Source organism: Gottfriedia sp. NPDC058432 (assembly GCF_042721555.1).
Lineage (GTDB): Bacteria > Bacillota > Bacilli > Bacillales > Bacillaceae_G > Gottfriedia.
Window position 1 is genome coordinate 261717 of the sequence record NZ_JBHXLC010000003.1, and the last position, 18451, is coordinate 280167.

Annotated in this window: 16 protein-coding genes, 1 pseudogene and 1 other annotated feature (1 of these 18 running past the window's edge); all 17 genes and pseudogenes read right to left on the reverse strand. The window is 36.1% G+C overall.

The window, feature by feature from the left end:
- Nucleotides 1-333: 333 nt before the first annotated feature.
- The 17 genes and pseudogenes from pyrE to ileS all read right to left on the reverse strand — a co-directional run bounded on the left by pyrE (nt 334) and on the right by ileS (nt 18188).
- On the reverse strand, nt 334-972 hold the full coding sequence (gene pyrE / locus ACFWM3_RS05420; protein WP_390310607.1) for an orotate phosphoribosyltransferase: 639 nt from the start codon (nt 970-972) through the stop codon (nt 334-336).
- On the reverse strand, nt 969-1682 hold the full coding sequence (gene pyrF / locus ACFWM3_RS05425; protein ID WP_056471007.1) for an orotidine-5'-phosphate decarboxylase: 714 nt from the start codon (nt 1680-1682) through the stop codon (nt 969-971). The genes pyrE and pyrF overlap by 4 nt, the downstream gene beginning before the upstream one ends.
- Nucleotides 1654-2595, reverse strand: coding sequence for a dihydroorotate dehydrogenase (locus ACFWM3_RS05430; RefSeq protein ID WP_390310608.1), 942 nt, complete (start codon nt 2593-2595; stop codon nt 1654-1656). The genes pyrF and ACFWM3_RS05430 overlap by 29 nt, the downstream gene beginning before the upstream one ends.
- Entirely contained in the window at nt 2592-3362 is a 771-nt protein-coding gene (locus tag ACFWM3_RS05435) for a dihydroorotate dehydrogenase electron transfer subunit (protein WP_056471012.1), read from the reverse strand. Before ACFWM3_RS05435 ends, ACFWM3_RS05430 begins: the two co-directional genes overlap by 4 nt.
- On the reverse strand, nt 3359-6571 hold the full coding sequence (gene carB, locus ACFWM3_RS05440; RefSeq protein WP_056471015.1) for a carbamoyl-phosphate synthase large subunit: 3213 nt from the start codon (nt 6569-6571) through the stop codon (nt 3359-3361). The genes ACFWM3_RS05435 and carB overlap by 4 nt, the downstream gene beginning before the upstream one ends.
- Nucleotides 6556-7656, reverse strand: coding sequence for a carbamoyl phosphate synthase small subunit (locus ACFWM3_RS05445; RefSeq protein WP_056471016.1), 1101 nt, complete (start codon nt 7654-7656; stop codon nt 6556-6558). Before ACFWM3_RS05445 ends, carB begins: the two co-directional genes overlap by 16 nt.
- Nucleotides 7653-8939, reverse strand: coding sequence for a dihydroorotase (locus tag ACFWM3_RS05450; RefSeq protein WP_390310610.1), 1287 nt, complete (start codon nt 8937-8939; stop codon nt 7653-7655). The genes ACFWM3_RS05445 and ACFWM3_RS05450 overlap by 4 nt, the downstream gene beginning before the upstream one ends.
- On the reverse strand, nt 8923-9834 hold the full coding sequence (locus ACFWM3_RS05455; protein ID WP_390310612.1) for an aspartate carbamoyltransferase catalytic subunit: 912 nt from the start codon (nt 9832-9834) through the stop codon (nt 8923-8925). The genes ACFWM3_RS05450 and ACFWM3_RS05455 overlap by 17 nt, the downstream gene beginning before the upstream one ends.
- A 79-nt stretch (nt 9835-9913) precedes the next feature.
- The gene (locus ACFWM3_RS05460) at nt 9914-11212 is read right to left on the reverse strand and encodes a solute carrier family 23 protein (RefSeq protein WP_172795409.1); all 1299 of its coding nucleotides are present in this window, start codon (nt 11210-11212) and stop codon (nt 9914-9916) included.
- 136 nt (nt 11213-11348) lie between these two features.
- The gene (gene pyrR / locus ACFWM3_RS05465; RefSeq protein WP_056471028.1) at nt 11349-11891 is read right to left on the reverse strand and encodes a bifunctional pyr operon transcriptional regulator/uracil phosphoribosyltransferase PyrR; all 543 of its coding nucleotides are present in this window, start codon (nt 11889-11891) and stop codon (nt 11349-11351) included.
- Nucleotides 11892-12078: 187 nt separating this feature from the next.
- Complete coding sequence (locus ACFWM3_RS05470; protein WP_056471031.1) at nt 12079-12987, reverse strand: RluA family pseudouridine synthase; 909 nt, start codon at nt 12985-12987, stop codon at nt 12079-12081.
- Nucleotides 12984-13442 carry a signal peptidase II gene (gene lspA / locus ACFWM3_RS05475; RefSeq protein ID WP_056471034.1) on the reverse strand — a complete coding sequence of 153 codons (459 nt, stop codon included), beginning with the start codon at nt 13440-13442 and terminating at the stop codon, nt 12984-12986. Before lspA ends, ACFWM3_RS05470 begins: the two co-directional genes overlap by 4 nt.
- Nucleotides 13443-13513: 71 nt before the next feature.
- Nucleotides 13514-13837, reverse strand: coding sequence for a TraR/DksA family transcriptional regulator (locus ACFWM3_RS05480; protein ID WP_056471037.1), 324 nt, complete (start codon nt 13835-13837; stop codon nt 13514-13516).
- 261 nt (nt 13838-14098) lie between these two features.
- Nucleotides 14099-14326, reverse strand: a pseudogene (locus ACFWM3_RS05485) (CAP domain-containing protein); the annotation flags it as partial.
- Nucleotides 14327-14367: 41 nt separating this feature from the next.
- Nucleotides 14368-14790, reverse strand: a complete 423-nt coding sequence (locus ACFWM3_RS05490; protein ID WP_390310615.1) for an SH3 domain-containing protein — start codon at nt 14788-14790, stop codon at nt 14368-14370.
- A 113-nt stretch (nt 14791-14903) separates the two neighbouring features.
- Nucleotides 14904-15269, reverse strand: coding sequence for a hypothetical protein (locus ACFWM3_RS05495; protein WP_056471044.1), 366 nt, complete (start codon nt 15267-15269; stop codon nt 14904-14906).
- 162 nt (nt 15270-15431) lie between these two features.
- Complete coding sequence (gene ileS / locus ACFWM3_RS05500; RefSeq protein WP_390310617.1) at nt 15432-18188, reverse strand: isoleucine--tRNA ligase; 2757 nt, start codon at nt 18186-18188, stop codon at nt 15432-15434.
- A 205-nt stretch (nt 18189-18393) separates the two neighbouring features.
- Nucleotides 18394-18451 (reverse strand) — a binding site (T-box leader) (it continues 166 nt past the right edge of the window).

Consider the following 18451-nt stretch of genomic DNA (forward strand, 5'->3'; position numbering starts at 1 on the left):
AATTAATTTATTAGGATTTACTATTTTCACCCCTCATTTTCTTTTAAATCAAAGCTATTCAAAGACTTATTTGCACTTTTGAATTTTTTAATTGCAGTTTTGATTTTTTTATTTGCAGAATTGATCTTTTTAATTGCACTTTTGGCTTTTTTATTTGCAGTTCACTTTTTTTAATTGCACTTTTGGCTTTTTTAATTGTAGTTTCGACTTTTTTATTTGCACTTTAGGTCGATTTATTTGCAGGTCCAATTTTTATTTGCAGTCCTAATCTGTTTATCGTCACTCCACAAAAAAAAGATGACTCCAAAAAAGTCATCTTTCCTACTCTAAGTATTAAACTTCAACAGTCATCCAACTAGCGTCTTGTGGATTTTTTCTCCATGCAGTTAGTTTAGCTACATGTTCTGCTTGGATTGAACCTTGTTCTTTTGCTACTTCAACTAGTGTGTCGTAGTCAGTTAAAGAATAGTATGTTACATCGTTTGCATCGAACTTCTCTACCGCTGCTGGAAGATTGTATGTGAAGATTGAGACTACTCCTAGTACTTCGCAACCCGCTTCGCGTAGAGCTTCAACGCATGTGATTACGCTGCCGCCAGTTGAGATTAGGTCTTCTACAACTACTACTTTTTGTCCGGCTGTGATTGGGCCTTCGATTTGGTTTCCTTTGCCGTGGCCTTTTGCAGAGCTACGTACATAAACCATTGGTAATTCCATTAAATCACTTGTCCATGCTGCGTGTGGAATTCCAGCAGTTGCAGTTCCAGCGATTACATCTACGTTACCAAATTTAGTTTGGATTAGTTCAACTAAGCCTTTTGCAATGTTTTTACGAATTTCTGGATAGCCAAGAGTTAGGCGATTATCACAATAGATTGGAGATTTGATTCCTGATGCCCAAGTAAATGGAGTTTCAGGTTGTAGGCTTACTGCCCCAATGCTTAATAAGTTTGCTGCGATATTCTTTTTCATATTGTTACGCCCTCCCATTGTGCAATTACTTCTTCATATGCTTCTACTGGATTTTCGCTTTTTGTAATACTGCGTCCTACTACAATATAGCTACTTCCAAATTGTCTAGCTTTCGCTGGTGTTGTTACACGTACTTGATCATCTACACTATTATCTGCTAGTCGAATACCAGGTGTTACAGTAAGGAAGTTCTCACCTTCAACTGCTGCTTGCACTAACTCTACATCAAGTGGAGAGCAAACTACACCGTCAAGACCGCTTTCTTCTGTTATCGCAGCATATAGTTTAATCGAATCTTGTAAAGAAGATATTCCTTGTTCATGGATTACTTGTTCTTCTGAGGTACTTGTCAGTTGTGTCACAGCTATTAGTAATGGTCTTTTTTTACCAGCTGGAGTGCCTTCTTCTAGACCTTCTAATGCTGCCTTCATCATTTTCGTTCCACCAGCTGCATGAACATTAACCATGTCTACTTCTAGAGAGGCGATATTTTTCATTGCGTGTTTTACTGTATTTGGAATATCATGAAGTTTCAAATCTAGGAAGATTTGATGTCCTAATTCTTTTAATTCCTTTATGATCGCTGGACCCTCTTTGTAAAATAGCTCCATCCCTACCTTTACATATAGAGACTTTTGAAATTTTTTTACAAAATTCATTACTTCATCTTTTGATGAAAAATCAAGCGCGATGACCACTTGTGATGACATGTTGTTTCCAGCTCCTTCCAATACATTCTTCAATTGATTGATATCCGTATTTGTGTAGTACTTCAGGTAGTTCATCTATAATTGTTGGACAAACAAATGGATCAACGAAGTTTGCCGTACCTACACCGATTGCACTTGCTCCTGCTAGGAAGAACTCTAGTGCATCTTCTGCATTCATAACCCCACCCATTCCGATGATTGGGATGTTTACTACTTGACTCACATCATGAATCATACGAATCGCTACAGGTTTTATTGCAGGACCTGATAATCCACCAGTTTTATTAGCTAGTATTGGTTTACCAGTTCTTAAATCAAGTCTCATCCCAAGTAATGTATTAATCATTGTTAATCCATCTGCTCCTGCATTTTCAATTGCTTTTGCGATTTCAACAATATTCGTTACATTTGGAGATAATTTTACGTAAAGTGGAACTTCGCTTACTTCTTTTACTTTTTTTGTTACTTCAGCCGCTGTTGCAGCATCCGTTCCAAATGCAATCCCACCGCATTTTACGTTTGGACAAGAAATGTTTAATTCTAGTGCTTTTACATTACTTACTTTGGAAATCTCTTTTGCGACTGTTACATAGTCATCAATAGTTGATCCAGCAATGTTTGCAACGATTGGTACATCATAATTTGATAACCATTTTAATTCACCGTTTATTACTTTTTCTAAACCAGGATTTTGAAGTCCAATCGCATTTAACATCCCCGCCTGAGTTTCTGCTACACGAGGTGTTTCATTTCCGTACCTGGCTTCAACTGTTGTTGCTTTTATCATAATAGCTCCAAGAATACTTAGATCGTAAAGATTTGCGAACTCTCTACCAAAACCGAAGCAACCAGAAGCTGGCATAATAGGATTTTTTAAATCTAAGCCAGGAAGTTTTGTTTGTAATGAAATCATAGTACTACCTCCTCAGCTTGGAATACTGGTCCATCGCTACAAATTTTACGATATGACCCGTCTTCAGTATGGCATACACATGCGAAACAAGCTCCGATTCCACAGCCCATTCGTTCTTCAAGTGATATATAGCCATCCTTCATACCTTTATATTGCTGTTGTAAAGCCTTTAACATCACAGTTGGACCACATGCAAAGTATTGATCAAATTGAAGTTCTTTTTCACGAATTACATCAGTTACAAAACCTTTTGTACCTAGAGTTCCATCAACTGTTGCCATAAAGGTTGGTCCTAATTCTGAAAATTCTTTTTCATAAAAAGCTACATTGCTTGAAGCAAATCCTAATACATGAATTACATTTACACCACGAGCTTTAAATTGCTTTGAAAGTTCATACATCGGAGGTACACCAATTCCACCACCAACTAGTAGTGCTGTATCTCCTTCTGAAAGAGTTTCAACATCATAACCTTGACCAAGAGGACCTAATACATCAACTTGTTGTCCAACGCTTGCTTCTTTTAAAAGCTTAGTTCCTTCACCTTCTGCGCGGAATATCATCGTGAACTCACTTTTCTCTTTGTCGATCGAACATATACTGATTGGTCTTCTTAATAGTGGCGTTAGTCCACCAGTCACTTTTATATGGACAAACTGCCCAGGAGAGTGCATCTCCTGAACTAGTTCACCTTTTAATGTCATTTCGACAATTTGATGGGCAATTTCTCTGTTTGAGACAATTGTCATGAGTTCTTTTTTTATCATACTAATACGCCAGCCTTCATTTCTTTGTTTGGTAGTGCAGAAGTTGAGAATGTTAAGCTTTCAATTACTGATAATATTGCATTTGCTGTATCTAGTGAAGTTAAGCAAACTACTCCGTTTTCAACTGATTCACGACGAATTCTGAATCCATCACGAGCTGGTTTTTTACCTTTTGTTAACGTATTGATAACAAACTGTGCATCTCCACGCTTGATCATATCTAGCATATTGTCTTCATGCTCGTTAATTTTGTTTACCGCTTTTACTGGTACACCGTGGTTTTCTAAGTGATTTTTAGTTCCTTCCGTACCGAATACTGTAAATCCAATTTCATGGAAGCGTTTTGCGATATTAACTACTTCTTCTTTATCTTTATCAGCTACTGTAATGATCACTGATCCGTGAGTTGGGATTTGCATTCCAGCAGCTACTAAAGCTTTGTATAATGCTTTTTGAAGACTTACATCTTTCCCCATTACTTCTCCAGTTGATTTCATTTCAGGGCCTAATGTTATATCTACTGAGCGTAGTTTAGCGAATGAGAACACTGGTGCTTTTACATATACTTCATTTCCTTCTGGATGGTAGCCTGTAGCATATCCGAATGAAGCTAATGTTTGACCTAAGATAACTTTTGTTGCGATATTCGCCATTGGTACGTTTGTAATTTTACTTAAGAATGGTACTGTACGGCTTGATCTTGGGTTTACTTCTAGTACGAATACTTCATCTTTATCTGTAACAACAAACTGGATGTTAAGTAATCCTTTAATATTTAAACCTTTAGCTAGTTTGATTGTATAATCGATTAATTTTTGTTTCGCAGCTTCTGATACATTTTGTGTAGGATATACTGCGATTGAATCTCCTGAGTGAACTCCAGCTCGTTCGATATGCTCCATAATACCTGGGATATATACATCGATTCCGTCAGAGATTGCATCTACTTCAATTTCTTTACCAGTTAAGTAACGGTCGACTAATACTGGATGTTCTGGATTGATTTTAACTGCATTTTGCATGTAGTGAAGAATTTCTTCACGGTGGTATACAATCTCCATTGCACGTCCACCTAGTACATAAGATGGTCTTACTAATACTGGGTAACCAATTTCATCAGCGATTGCAGCTGCTTCTTCAGGTGTCATTGCTGTTTTACCAAGAGGTTGTGGTACACCTAATTTTTGAAGTGCTTCTTCAAACTTGTCTCTGTCTTCAGCACGATCTAAATCCTCAAGTGAAGTTCCAAGAATTTTTACACCACGTTCTACTAATTTACCTGCAAGGTTGATTGCTGTTTGACCACCGAATTGAACAACTACTCCCATCGGTTTTTCTAAATCGATAATGTGCATTACGTCTTCAATTGTTAATGGCTCGAAATATAGTTTGTCTGAGATACTGAAGTCAGTTGAAACTGTTTCTGGGTTGTTGTTTATAATGATTGCTTCGTATCCAGCTTCTTTAATTGCTCTTACACAATGTACTGTTGCATAGTCAAACTCGATCCCTTGACCGATTCGAATTGGACCAGATCCAAGAACTACTACGCTCTTCTTATCTGTTACAATTGATTCATTTTCGATTTCGTATGTTCCGTAGAAGTATGGTGTTGTAGATTCAAACTCTGCCGAACATGTATCAACCATTTTATATACTGGTATGATTTGATTTTGTTTTCTAAATTCGTATATTTCTTTATTTGTTGCATTCCATTCTAATGCGATGTAATCATCACTAAAGCCCATTTTCTTAGCTTTTAACAGTACATCTAGTTCAAAATGGTTTTCTTTAATTTGTTTTTCCATTTTAATGATGTTTTCAATTTTGTGTAGGAAGAAGAAATCAATTTTTGTAATATCGTGTATTTCTTCTATCGTCATACCTGTTCTCATTGCTTCAGCAACAATGTATAGTCTTTCATCGTCAGCTTTTGCCATGCGAGCAATCATTTCTTCTTTAGACAGTTCTTTTACTGCGTTAAGTTCGATGTGATTTACTCCTAATTCTAGTGAGCGAACCGCTTTTAATAATGACTCTTCAAGTGTTCTACCGATTGCCATTACTTCTCCAGTTGCTTTCATTTGAGTTCCTAACTGACGGTTTGCAGTTTCAAACTTATCAAATGGCCAACGTGGAATTTTTGATACGATATAGTCTAATGCTGGCTCGAAGCAAGCATAAGTTTTCTTAGTAACTGGGTTAATCATTTCATCTAGTGTTAAGCCTACTGCGATTTTCGCTGCTAATTTTGCAATCGGGTAGCCTGTTGCTTTTGAAGCTAACGCACTTGAACGTGATACACGTGGATTTACTTCGATTACATAGTATTGGAAGCTATCTGGATCTAGTGCAAGCTGTACGTTACATCCACCTTCAATTCCTAAAGCACGGATGATTTTTAATGATACATTTCGTAACATTTGATATTCACGATCACTTAACGTTTGAGAAGGAGCGATTACGATTGAATCTCCTGTGTGAACACCAACTGGGTCGATGTTTTCCATGTTACATACAACAATCGCATGGTCATTTGCATCACGCATTACTTCATATTCGATTTCTTTAAAACCAGCGATACTTTTTTCTAATAAACATTGTGTTACTGGGCTATTTTTTAATCCGCTTGCTACGATTTCTTTTAAATCTTCTTCATCATTACAAATTCCTCCGCCTGTTCCTCCAAGAGTAAAGGCAGGCCTTACGATAACTGGGTAGCCAATTTCTTCTACGAAGTCATATGCTTCTTCTAAAGTATGAATGATTTCACTTTCTGGTACTGGCTCGCTTAAGTCGTTCATTAATGTTCTGAATAGGTCGCGATCTTCTGCGCGGTTAATCGCTTCTAAAGTTGTTCCTAAAATTTTTACTCCACACTCTTTTAATACGCCAGATTTATCTAATTCTACCGCTAAGTTAAGTCCTGTTTGACCTCCTAATGTTGGTAAAAGAGCATCTGGTCGTTCTTTACGAATGATTCGACTAACGAAATCTACTGTTAGTGGTTCGATGTATACTTTATCTGCTGTTTGTACATCTGTCATAATTGTTGCAGGGTTTGAGTTTACAAGAATTACTTTGTATCCTTCTTCTTTCAATGCCTGACAAGCCTGTGTTCCAGCATAGTCAAATTCTGCTGCTTGACCGATTACGATTGGTCCTGATCCGATTACTAAGATTGTTTTTATGTCTACGCGTTTTGGCATTGTAAGTTCCCCTCTCGTTTCTGTGCTTCCATCATGCTAATAAATTCGTCAAATAAGTAGTTTGCATCTTCTGGTCCAGGTGAAGCCTCTGGGTGATATTGTACTGTGAATGCTGGGTATGTCTTGTGTTTAAGTCCTTCAACAGTTCCATCATTTAGTGCAACATGTGTTACTTCTAAGTCAGTTCCTTCAATTGATTCTGTTTCTACAGCATAACCATGGTTTTGTGAAGTGATTGCTACTTTTCCTGTTTCTAAATGCTTAACCGGATGGTTCGCACCACGGTGACCGAATTTAAGCTTTGAAGTATTTCCTCCATTTGCTAGAGCAAATAATTGGTGACCTAAGCAAATTCCGAATAATGGTACTTTACCTACTACTTCTTTAATCATTTCGATTGCTACTTGAACATCCTTTGGATCTCCAGGTCCATTACTTAACATAATTCCATCTGGAGCTAGTAAGAATATTTCTTTTGCTGAAACGTTATAAGGCACAACTGTAACGTCACATTTACGGTTTGTTAATTCTCTTAAAATACCATGTTTCATACCGAAATCTACTAATACTACTCGGTGTCCTCTACCTGGACTTCTATAAGGTTTTTGTGTTGAAACTCGTTCAACATGGTTTGTGAATAGTGGTGTATTTGTTAATTCTGCAACTACTTCATCAACATTTGCTTCCATGCTGCAGAATTTACCTTTCATCGTTCCAACTTCACGAAGTTTTTTCGTTAACATACGTGTATCAATTCCTGCTAAACCTGGAATTCCTTTATCTTTGCAATATTGATCCAAGCTCATTTTGTTTCGGAAATTTGATGGATGCTCAGCATATTCTTTTACAATTAAGCCATGTACTGCTGGTACGATGCTTTCAAAATCCTCTAAGTTAATACCATAGTTCCCTACTAAAGGGAAAGTGAATGTTACGATTTGTCCACAGTAAGATGGGTCAGTTAATACCTCTTGATATCCTGTCATACCTGTTGTAAATACGATTTCTCCTGTTGTTTCAACTTCGCTACCAAATCCTTCTCCTACAAAAACTGTACCGTCTTCTAATATTAATTGACGCATCATACTGTTAGTTCCTCTCTTTCATATACTAATTTGCCATTTACCATTGTCATTACTGGCCAACCTTTACAGTTCCAACCATTAAATGGTGTGTTTTTACCTTTTGAAAGGAATGTTGTTGAATCGATTTCCTCTTCTAAATCTAAGTCGATTACAGTTAGGTCTGCTACCGCTCCAACTTCAATTTTCCCTCTGTTTAAGTTAAAAACTTCAGCAGGTTTAGTTGTTAAAAAGTCTATTACTTGTTGTAAAGTCATTTTACCCGTTTCGACAAAATGAGTGTTTAATAATGGAAAAGCAGTTTCTAGCCCTACAATTCCAAACGGTGCTAATTGCATCCCCTGAGCTTTTTCCTCTTCAGTATGAGGTGCATGATCTGTTGCGATCATGTCGATTGTTCCATCAAGTAATCCTTCGATTAATGCTTCTCGATCGACTGCACTTCTTAATGGAGGATTCATTTTGAAATTTGTGTCCAAGCCTGGGATGTCATCTTCACAAAGAATTAAATGGTGTGGTGAAACCTCAGCCGTTACTTTAATTCCAGCACGTTTTGCATCGCGTACTACTCTTACTGATTCTTTTGTACTGATATGGCAAACATGATAGTGACACCCTGTAGCTTCAGCTAATAGAACATCTCGAGCAATTTGAACACTTTCACAAATTGAAGGAATTCCATTTAAACCATTTTCTTTTGAAAACTTGCCTTCGTGGACACAACCTTTTTGAATCAGTGTGTTTTCTTCACAGTGTGCAACGATTGAGACATTTAGTTCAGCTGCTTTTTGCATTGCTTTGTACATCATTTCAGCAGATTGAATGCCTACACCATCATCTGTGAATGCAAAAGCTCCATTTTCTTTTAAGACTTCAAAGTCTGTTTGCTCTTCACCAGCTTGTCGGATTGTAATTGATGCATATGGTAATACGTTTACGACTGCTGTTTCTTCTATTTTTTTATTTAATGCGCTTAGGTGCTCGAGTGTATCTGGTACTGGTCGAGTATTTGGCATTGCAGCAATTGTAGTAAATCCTCCTCTTGCCGCTGCCTTCGTACCTGTTTCGATTGTCTCTTTATGTTCACCGCCTGGCTCACGAAGATGCACATGAACATCGATTAAACCTGGTGAAAGCAATTTGCCATCTAATTCAATTTGAATCGCATCTTCATCAACGATTGTTGCAGCGATGACTGAAATTTTTCCATTAACTACTAATACGTCTCGATTTAGAAGTTCACCATTTTCTTGTAAGATGACACCGTTTTTAAACAAGTACTTCATTTTTCATCTCTCCCCATACTGTTGGTAAGGCTCTTTTTAACACAGCCATTCGTACATATACTCCGTTTTCCATTTGCTTAAAGATTCTTGATCGCTCGCATTCAACTAGTTCACTTGCAATTTCAACATCTCGATTAAATGGTGCTGGATGCATGATAATGCTTGTAGGTTTCATTTTTGCTGCTCTTTCAACCGTTAGGCCATGCTTTTGTAAGTAATTTTCCATTATGTGATTTGTCTCTTCGTCATGTCTCTCATGCTGAACTCTTAATAGCATCATGACATCAACTTCTTCGACTAATTCATCTAAATTTTTATATGTTCCATAAGTATTTTTATCATCTTTCCATTCATCAGGACTTGCGAAGTATACTTTTGCACCTAATCTAGTTAGTGCTTCAGCATTAGAGCGTGCAACTCTTGAGTGTCTTAAATCTCCAACGATTGCTACTTTTAATCCTTCAAAGCTTCCAAATTCTTGTTTGATCGTTAGTAAGTCAAGTAGGCATTGTGTTGGGTGATTTCCACATCCATCGCCGGCATTCAGGATTGGCATTCCTGCATCCTTTATTTCTTGAAAATACTCGTCTTGTGTATGACGGATTACAACTGCTTCAACACCAATTGCCTGAAGTGTTTTAACCGTATCATACAAAGTTTCACCTTTTTGAATACTTGAGCTTTCAACAGCTAAGTTAATGACTTCAAGTCCAAGTTTCTTTTGGGCTACTTCAAAGCTGAAGCGAGTTCTCGTACTATTCTCAAAAAACAAATTTGCAACAAATGTCTGACGTTTCAGGCTGCTTGTTTCTCCATTTGCAAAGCTTTGTGCTTGTTCTAGCAAATCTTGAATTTCTTCGATTGTTAAATCAGACATGGTTAATAAATGATTCATCCGTCATCCCCCTAAATGAATTTCATCTGTTTTATTTTTGGAGTCTTATCACTGTAAGAATGCCCCATTTAAATGTCGATTATGAAGTTAAGCTCTCATCCTTATTTTCTATTGTACGATCGCCACCAATGTTTTCTGGTAGGACTAAATTTAGTACAACTCCGATTAAAGCTGATAAAGCCATTCCTTCTAATGCGAATTGTTTACCAATGTGTATTGCAGCTCCACCAATTCCTAGTACTAGAATGACTGAAGCGATAACTAAGTTACGTTGTTTAGCGAAATCGATTTTGTTTTCTACTAGTACTCGTAATCCGCTTGAGGCGATGATTCCGAATAGTAGGATTGAGATCCCACCCATTACAGGTGTGGGGATTGAGCTAATGACCGCTGAGATTAATCCGCTGAATCCGAATATCGTGGCCAAGATTGCTGCACCTATGAATACGTATACGCTGTAAGCTCTTGTGATTGCTAGAACACCGATATTTTCACCGTATGTTGTTGTTGTAGGTCCACCAATTAAGCCTGCGATCATGGTTGAAACTGCATCTCCGAATAATGACTTATCTAATCCAGGATCTTTAATTAAATCTTTCTCTACGACACTTCCTAGAACGACTTGGTGTCCAATATGTTCTGAGATTGTCACGATTGCTACAGGTACAAAGATGATCAGTAGCTGGAAAGTGACATGTGGTGTGTAGTGAACAAATGGTAATGAAAAATCAGGTACTTCTATTATATGTGCGATTTTTATTCCTGAAAAATCTACTACTCCAAAGAAGATTGATGTGATATATCCACCGATAATTCCTACTAAGATTGGTATGACTGATAAAAAACCTCTTGTAAATAATGCTGTTATGATTGTGATTGCTAGTGTAATTAATGCGATAGTGATTGATGTTGAACTGTATTTTCCATCTGCTCCATTCATTGCCATTCCTACTGCTACTGATGATAAACTTAATCCGATAACGATGATTACCGGGCCAACAACGATTGGTGGTAATACTCTGAATAACCATTTGACGCCTACTTTGTTAATGATTAGTGCGATTACTGCATAAATAATACCTGTGATGAAAACTCCTACGAACGCTGCACCAGGTTCTAAATTTGTTTTCGCGTAAATCATCGGAGCGATAAAGGCGAATGATGATCCAAGGTAAGATGGTACTTTACCTCTTGTAATTAGTATGAACACGATTGTTCCAATCCCACTTGATATTAGTGCGATTGAAGGATTTATGCCGATTAAAATTGGAGCTAGCACTGTAGATCCAAACATTGCGAATAAATGCTGTAAACTTAGGAAAATCCATTGACCTAAATTCGGTTTTTCATTTATCTCTAGGACAGGTTTTTGTTTTATCATGTTGTTTCCTCCAATTTTCCCAATAAAAAAACTCTTTGTGATTTTACACAAAGAGTCCGAGTGCGTTGCTTAAGAAGGCAGCAACTAACTAGACCCTTTGTTAGCCTCTCTGGACCAAATTTAAAAGGGACTTCTATTTTTCAAATATACTTACTTTATCGTGGTCATCTGTTTCCTTTAAGGCTACGACTACTTTTTCATTACTCGAAGTTGGAATATTTTTACCAACATAGTCTGCTCTTACTGGAAGCTCACGATGTCCTCGATCTACTAAAACTGCTAATTGTATTTGTGCCGGTCTACCTAGGTCCATAACAGCGTCCATTGCGGCACGAACTGTTCTACCTGTGTAAAGCACATCATCAACTAAAATTACTTTTTTGTTTGTTAAGTCAACAGGAACATTTGAACCCTTTACTAGTGGTTCTTTGTTTTCTGTCTTTGTCGATAAATCATCTCGATAAAGAGTAATATCTAAATCGCCCATGATTACATCTTTACCTTCAATCTGTTTAATTCTTTCTGCAATTCGTTTTGCTAGATAAACACCTCTTGTTTTAATACCAACTAAAACAACATTTTCAATGCCTTTGTTATTTTCTAGCATTTCATGTGCAATTCTTGTTAACCCACGTCTGATCGCAAGTTCGTCTAAGATGATTGCTTTTTCAGTCATTTTACCTTACCTCCTACTTTTATAGTGTAGAAGCAAAAAACCCTCTTGCCCGATGGACAAGAGGGTAGCGCAAAAGGATACAATTATCCCTTTTCATTTTTCCGCTTCCTTCTCAACCTCACGGGGTTGTGTTAAAGGTTCATTCAACTGTCCTCATTATGACCTATGTTTCAATCATTGTCAACAGTTATCTGCGTAATTGTTCAATAATATTTTCTAGTACTTTTGGAATAGGTGATGAAAACTCTAAATACTCATTTGTTCTTGGATGTTTAAATCCTAAAACAGCTGCATGTAGTGCTTGACCATCTATATCTAATGTTTTACGAGGTCCATACTTAGGATCACCAGCTAACGGGTAACCTATATATTTCATATGAACACGAATTTGGTGTGTACGGCCTGTTTCAAGCTGACATTCAACTAAAGTAAACTCATCAAATCGATCTAATACTCTAAAATGAGTCACTGCCTCTTTACTATTATCTTCAGTAACCGTCATACTTTGACGATCATTTTTATCTCGTCCGATTGGCGCATCAATTGTGCCTTCTTCATGCGGAATTACCCCATGTACAATCGCAATATACTTACGTACAGAAGTTTTTTGACGTAATTGCTCTGCAAGCTTCTCATGAGCTACATCGTTTTTTGCAACCATTAATAAACCTGAAGTATCCTTATCGATTCGATGTACGATACCAGGTCTTAATACACCATTAATGCCAGATAAATCTTTACAATGATACATTAAAGCGTTCACTAAAGTACCCGTTTCATGACCTAATGCAGGATGAACTACCATACCACGTGGTTTATTTACTACAATAACATCCGCATCCTCATAGTAAACCTCTAGTGGAATATTCTCAAGCTTAACTTCTAATGGCTTTGGATCAGGTACTGAAACTGATATTTCATCGCCCTGTTTCACTTTATAATTACGTTTAATTTTTTCACCGTTCACTAATACAAAATCTTCTTTTAACCATGCTTGTACTTGTGACCTTGACCACTCATCGTTTTGAGTTGCAATAAACGTATCGATTCTTTCTAAATGTTGATCCTCTTGAACTGTAAAAGCAAATACTGTCATTTCTTAACTCCTCTTTTATCTTCCAATAAAGTAATAATAAATAATAAAATAACGCCTACACAAAGCGCTGAATCCGCGATATTAAACACAGGGAAATCATAATTAAAAATATAAACATGAATAAAATCAACTACTTCTTTACGGAAGAATCGATCAATAAAATTACCTATTGCACCACCTAAAACTAATCCTAAAGATAGACCAAGGAATCGATCTCCTTTAGCGTGCTTTTGGATAAAGTAAATCACTGCTATCACAAAGACTAAAGTAATTAAATAAAAGAAGCCCATTTTCCCTTGGAGCATTCCCCAAGCCGCTCCTTGATTGCGATGTGATGTTATGTAAAAAATATTTTTAATAATTTCAATATTTTCTCCTAAATACATCTTCTTTAATACTGCAAGTTTTGTCAGTTGATCAATTAAAATGACAATTACCGCAATAATATATGCCATATTTATCCCCTACCTTATTAGATATCTCATCAAATTTTAGCATAGGGGAAACGTTTATACAATGAATAGTATTAGTAATGATTTCTTACAAAACTAAAATCCTCTAATGTTCGACCTGTTGGAAGCACTTTTAATTTTTCAATTGGAATAGCTTGCCCGGTTACTTCACAATAACCAAATAATCCATGATCAATTTTTTGCAGGGCAATCTCAATATCATATAAATCATTTTGCATGTCTTCAACTAGAATTTGATGTTTATTTATCTCCTCGAAAATTGATTGATGCTGCTCAATATCAGAAGAACTTATTGGTTCAGAAAATAAACGATGTAGCAATTCATTTTTAATTAGTTCGAGCTCTTGTTTAATAAAGAAAATTTCATTGCTCCTCATCTTCTTCACTCCCAATTTATTTATGTAAAAATACTTTTCCCTCAATATCAAGTCGATAATAGGTGAAACTTTTTCCTTTTAAGGAAATGGCAAAAGATTTTTCCATTCATAATTGTGATGTAAAGTAATTATTGCTCTAAAGGAATGTTTCTTAAAATTGTTTGATCTCAATAAAAAAAGAAAACCCGCATAGGTTCATTTACCTGTTGCGGGTTTTCCTTCTGTATTGCAAAAATTCAATTTAAACATTAAGTAGCATGATTAGTCTGTAAATTGTTGCGTCCAGTAAGTTCCTACTTTACCTACGCCAAGTTGTTTAAAATTAGGGCTCATGATGTTCGCTCTATGACCTGTTGAATTCATCCAATCAGTCATTACTTCTTTTGCGTTTGTTTGACCATGTGCAATGTTTTCACCTTTATATCCACCATTAAAGCTTAATGTTGAATGATACATATTGTTCGCATTACTCATTGTTTGTGACCACGTTTGAGCCGTTCCGTTTAAATAGCTAGATAGTGTTAATGGCTTTAATCCGCCTTTCCCACGCTGATATTTACTAAGTCTAAAATTTGTTGTTGAGTCGAGGAATTAGAACTAGCTGGTGTAGTCGGATTTGATGGTGTTGTTGTTGGATTAGATGGTGTTGCTAGATTTGTTGTTTTTGTTGGCGGAACATATTTTACGTATTTTTTCAAAATATATCTTGTCTTACCTTTATAGCTGATCTTAACAAATGTACTATTGTAACCTGAGTAGTTAATTTTTTGGTTTTTAGCAAGGTATCCAACTGTTTTAGAACTACTCCACGGCTTTTCTTTAACTGACAATTTAGTAGCAGTTATTGCACCTGAAGTCGCTCCAGCATATGTTGCGCCTAATCCTATAAACATTGGCATTGCGATTGCAACCCCTAAAACTGTTTGAGTTACTTTTTTGAATGTTTTTTTCAATTTGTTTTCCCCCAGTCGTTTTTTGTAAGTTGTTATCGCTTACATGAATTATCATACATCAACACATACATACATACAATTCAAAAATAAAAAAAGGAAGATTATACTAATGATCATCCTTTTTCACCTTCAAATTCTTTTCTATATTCTTCTTTAAGAATTTCTTTTACATCATCTCTTTTAATAAACTCTTTTACAAATTCTCTAATTCCTTGTTTTCTCATTTCTTCGAGCATTTCATTTCTAATTCCTTCAATACTAACGGACTTATCAATTTCTTTTTTGAGGATCCCTTTAATATCTGGTTCCTTTATTCCTAAAAGATAATATGAGCGCTTGATACTTTGTTGTATACTTGAACGACTTTTCTGCTCTAAGTCAGCTATTTCTTGGTAACTATATCCCTTTTCTCTTAAATCTATTCTCTTCTTCATTAATTCAGTTAATTTTTCCCAATTTGGATTATTTTCATAATTCATTATGTATTAACCTCTTATATCTTATTTATAGTACTGTACACATACCATACACCAATACATACTTTTTTACAATTTATGAAAAAGATAATAACAAAAACGTTCAAAAAGAGCCGAAAGTTTAAACTTTCGACTCTTCTTTAATGTGCTTATACACTTTTTAATTTAAATACCTTTTACAACACTTGCACAACGTAAGCAAAGTGTAGGGTGCTCTTCATCTTTTCCTACTTCTTCAGTAACTACCCAGCATCTTTCACAAGTTTCACCTGTCGCAGGAGTTACTTCGATACTTAATGTATCAAATTTTTGAGCTGTTTCAGGAGCTTGTTCATTGCTATTTGCAATTTCAACTTGAGAAACAATTAATAATTGTTTGAAGTCTTCATTAATAGAGTTTAATAACTCTGCTACTTCTGCATTTGGATAGATTTTCACTGATGCAGTTAGAGATTTACCGATTACTTTTTCATTACGTGCAACTTCAAGTGCTTTTAATACGTCATCACGTAAATCCATGAATTTTTCCCACTTAGCTTCTAAGCTTTGTGTATCGCCGAAATCTTTAACATCTGGCATTTCAGTTAAGAAAATACTATCAACTGTAGCTCCTGCCATATGTGACCAAACTTCTTCAGCTGTATGAGGTAAAATTGGAGCAACTAAACGAGTTAGTGCTTGTAATGATTCATGTAATACTGTTTGAATTGCTAAACGATCTTTATTCGTTTTTGGCTCAATATATAAAACATCTTTTGATAAATCAAAATAGAAAGAACTTAATTCTGTTGTACAGAAGTTTTGAATTGTGTGGTAAACATTTGCAAATTCATATTTCTCGTATGATTCACGAACAGTTTTAACTACATTGTTTAACTTAACTAACATGTATTGATCTAATTCGCGTAGCTCTTCATATTTTAATGCATCTTGTTCTGCATTAAATCCATCTAAGTTACCTAGTAAGAAACGGAACGTATTACGGATTTTACGGTATACTTCAGCAACTTGTTTCATTAAAGCGTCAGAAATACGAACATCTGATTGATAATCTACAGACGCTACCCATAGACGTAAAATATCTGAACCATATTGATTCATAATTTTTGATGGTAGGACGATGTTACCAATTGATTTACTCATTTTACGACCTTCACCATCTAAAACGAAACCATGGCTTACTACAGCTTTATAAGGAGCTTGACCTGTAACAGCAACACTTGTACTTAATGAAGAGTTAAACCAACCACGGTATTGGTCAGAACCTTCTAAGTAAATGTCAGCAGGGAAAGATAATTCCTCACGAGTGTTTAATACCGCTTGATGTGAAGAACCACTATCAAACCAAACATCCATGATATCTTTCTCTTTAGTGAAGTTACCATTTGGTGAACCAGGATGTGTAAATCCTTCTGGTAATAATTCTTTCGCTTCTTTTTCAAACCAAATATTTGAACCATGCTCTTTGAATAAGTTCGAAACATGTTCAATTGTTTCTTCAGTAATAATTGCTTCGCCGTCTTCAGCATAGAATACTGGGATCGGAACTCCCCATACACGTTGACGTGAAATACACCAATCTCCACGATCACGAACCATGTTGAATAGACGAGTTTCTCCCCAAGCTGGGAACCACTTAGTATCTTGAACAGCTTGCATTAATTGCTCACGAATTGCTTCAATTGAAGCAAACCATTGTGCAGTTGCTCGGAAGATAATTGGCTTTTTCGTTCTCCAGTCATGTGGATAAGAGTGTGTGATAAATTGTAATTTTAATAAAGCACCTTTTTCTTCTAATGCTTTTGTAATTACTTTATTAGCTTCATCATAGAATAATCCTTCAAATCCAGGAGCTTCTTTCGTTAGTACACCTTTTTCATCTACTGGACAAAGTACTTCTAATCCATATTGTTGACCTACACGGAAGTCATCTTCACCATGACCTGGTGCAGTATGAACACAACCTGTTCCAGCGTCAGTTGTAACATGATCACCTAAAATAACGACTGACTGGCGATCATATAAAGGATGCTTACAAATGATTCCTTCAAGTTCTGCTCCATTATAAGTCTTTTCAACTACTGCATCTTCCCAACCTAATTCTTTTGCTACTGCATCTCTTAACTCACTAGCAACTACGAACTTGTCACCATTTACAGATACTACATCATAGCTTAAATCAGGATGTAAACATACAGCTAAGTTAGCTGGGATTGTCCATGGAGTTGTCGTCCAAATAATGAATTTTTCTCCACCGTTTAGAACATTTTTCCCATTTTCAACTGCAAATGCAACATAGATTGATGCAGAACGCTTATCTTGGTATTCAATTTCCGCTTCTGCAAGTGCAGATTCACTTGATGGAGACCAATATACTGGTTTTAGACCTTTATAGATTAATCCCTTAGTAGCCATTTTACCGAATACTTTAATTTGTTCAGCCTCATATTCTTTTTCAAGTGTGATATATGGTCGGTCCCAATCACCTAAAATTCCTAAACGTTTAAATTGTTCTTTTTGACGCTCTACTTGCTCGTAAGCATATTCTTCACATAGTTTACGGAATTCTGCCACTGACATTTCTTTACGATTTACTTTTTTATTTGCTAATGCTTGTTCAATCGGTAAACCGTGAGTATCCCAACCTGGAACGTAAGGAGAACGGTATCCATTCATATTATAAAAACGAACAATGAAATCCTTTAATACTTTATTAAGTGCATGTCCCATATGAAGGTCACCATTTGCATAAGGTGGTCCATCGTGTAAAATAAATGACGGTTTTCCTTCGTTATGTTTTTGAACAGTTGCATAAATATCTTTTTTGTTCCACTCTTCTTGAATTTGTGGCTCACGTTGAGGTAAATTCCCTCTCATAGGAAATTCAGTTTTTGGCATAAGTAACGTATCTTTGTACTCCATTTGCTTTCCTCCATTTTTAAACTTTTTAATAGATTGATCTAAAGCTAGCCGTTTCAGGCAAGTCCAACTACTCTATGCCAGCTTACTTTACATTTTTTAATTTCCACATTAACGCATTGTATCCATCTTACAAGCCTTTTATTAGTGGAGTTGTCTATTATGTATAATAAATCGTATAAGACGCAAAAAACCTTCCTCATCCCAAAAAAGGGACGAGAAAGGTTTCCCGTGGTACCACCCTAATTGACAATAAATTTCATGAA

What these genes read in the sequence shown, in the direction of transcription:
- pyrE (WP_390310607.1), bottom strand. Translation starts at nt 972, where the DNA reads ATGAAAAAGAATATCGCAGCAAACTTATTAAGCATTGGGGCAGTAAGC.
- pyrF (WP_056471007.1), bottom strand. Translation starts at nt 1,682, where the DNA reads ATGTCATCACAAGTGGTCATCGCGCTTGATTTTTCATCAAAAGATGAA.
- ACFWM3_RS05430 (WP_390310608.1), bottom strand. Translation starts at nt 2,595, where the DNA reads ATGATTTCATTACAAACAAAACTTCCTGGCTTAGATTTAAAAAATCCT.
- ACFWM3_RS05435 (WP_056471012.1), bottom strand. Translation starts at nt 3,362, where the DNA reads ATGATAAAAAAAGAACTCATGACAATTGTCTCAAACAGAGAAATTGCC.
- carB (WP_056471015.1), bottom strand. Translation starts at nt 6,571, where the DNA reads ATGCCAAAACGCGTAGACATAAAAACAATCTTAGTAATCGGATCAGGA.
- ACFWM3_RS05445 (WP_056471016.1), bottom strand. Translation starts at nt 7,656, where the DNA reads ATGATGCGTCAATTAATATTAGAAGACGGTACAGTTTTTGTAGGAGAA.
- ACFWM3_RS05450 (WP_390310610.1), bottom strand. Translation starts at nt 8,939, where the DNA reads ATGAAGTACTTGTTTAAAAACGGTGTCATCTTACAAGAAAATGGTGAA.
- ACFWM3_RS05455 (WP_390310612.1), bottom strand. Translation starts at nt 9,834, where the DNA reads ATGAATCATTTATTAACCATGTCTGATTTAACAATCGAAGAAATTCAA.
- pyrR (WP_056471028.1), bottom strand. Translation starts at nt 11,891, where the DNA reads ATGACTGAAAAAGCAATCATCTTAGACGAACTTGCGATCAGACGTGGG.
- ACFWM3_RS05470 (WP_056471031.1), bottom strand. Translation starts at nt 12,987, where the DNA reads ATGACAGTATTTGCTTTTACAGTTCAAGAGGATCAACATTTAGAAAGA.
- lspA (WP_056471034.1), bottom strand. Translation starts at nt 13,442, where the DNA reads ATGGCATATATTATTGCGGTAATTGTCATTTTAATTGATCAACTGACA.
- ACFWM3_RS05480 (WP_056471037.1), bottom strand. Translation starts at nt 13,837, where the DNA reads ATGAGGAGCAATGAAATTTTCTTTATTAAACAAGAGCTCGAACTAATT.
- ACFWM3_RS05495 (WP_056471044.1), bottom strand. Translation starts at nt 15,269, where the DNA reads ATGAATTATGAAAATAATCCAAATTGGGAAAAATTAACTGAATTAATG.
- ileS (WP_390310617.1), bottom strand. Translation starts at nt 18,188, where the DNA reads ATGGAGTACAAAGATACGTTACTTATGCCAAAAACTGAATTTCCTATG.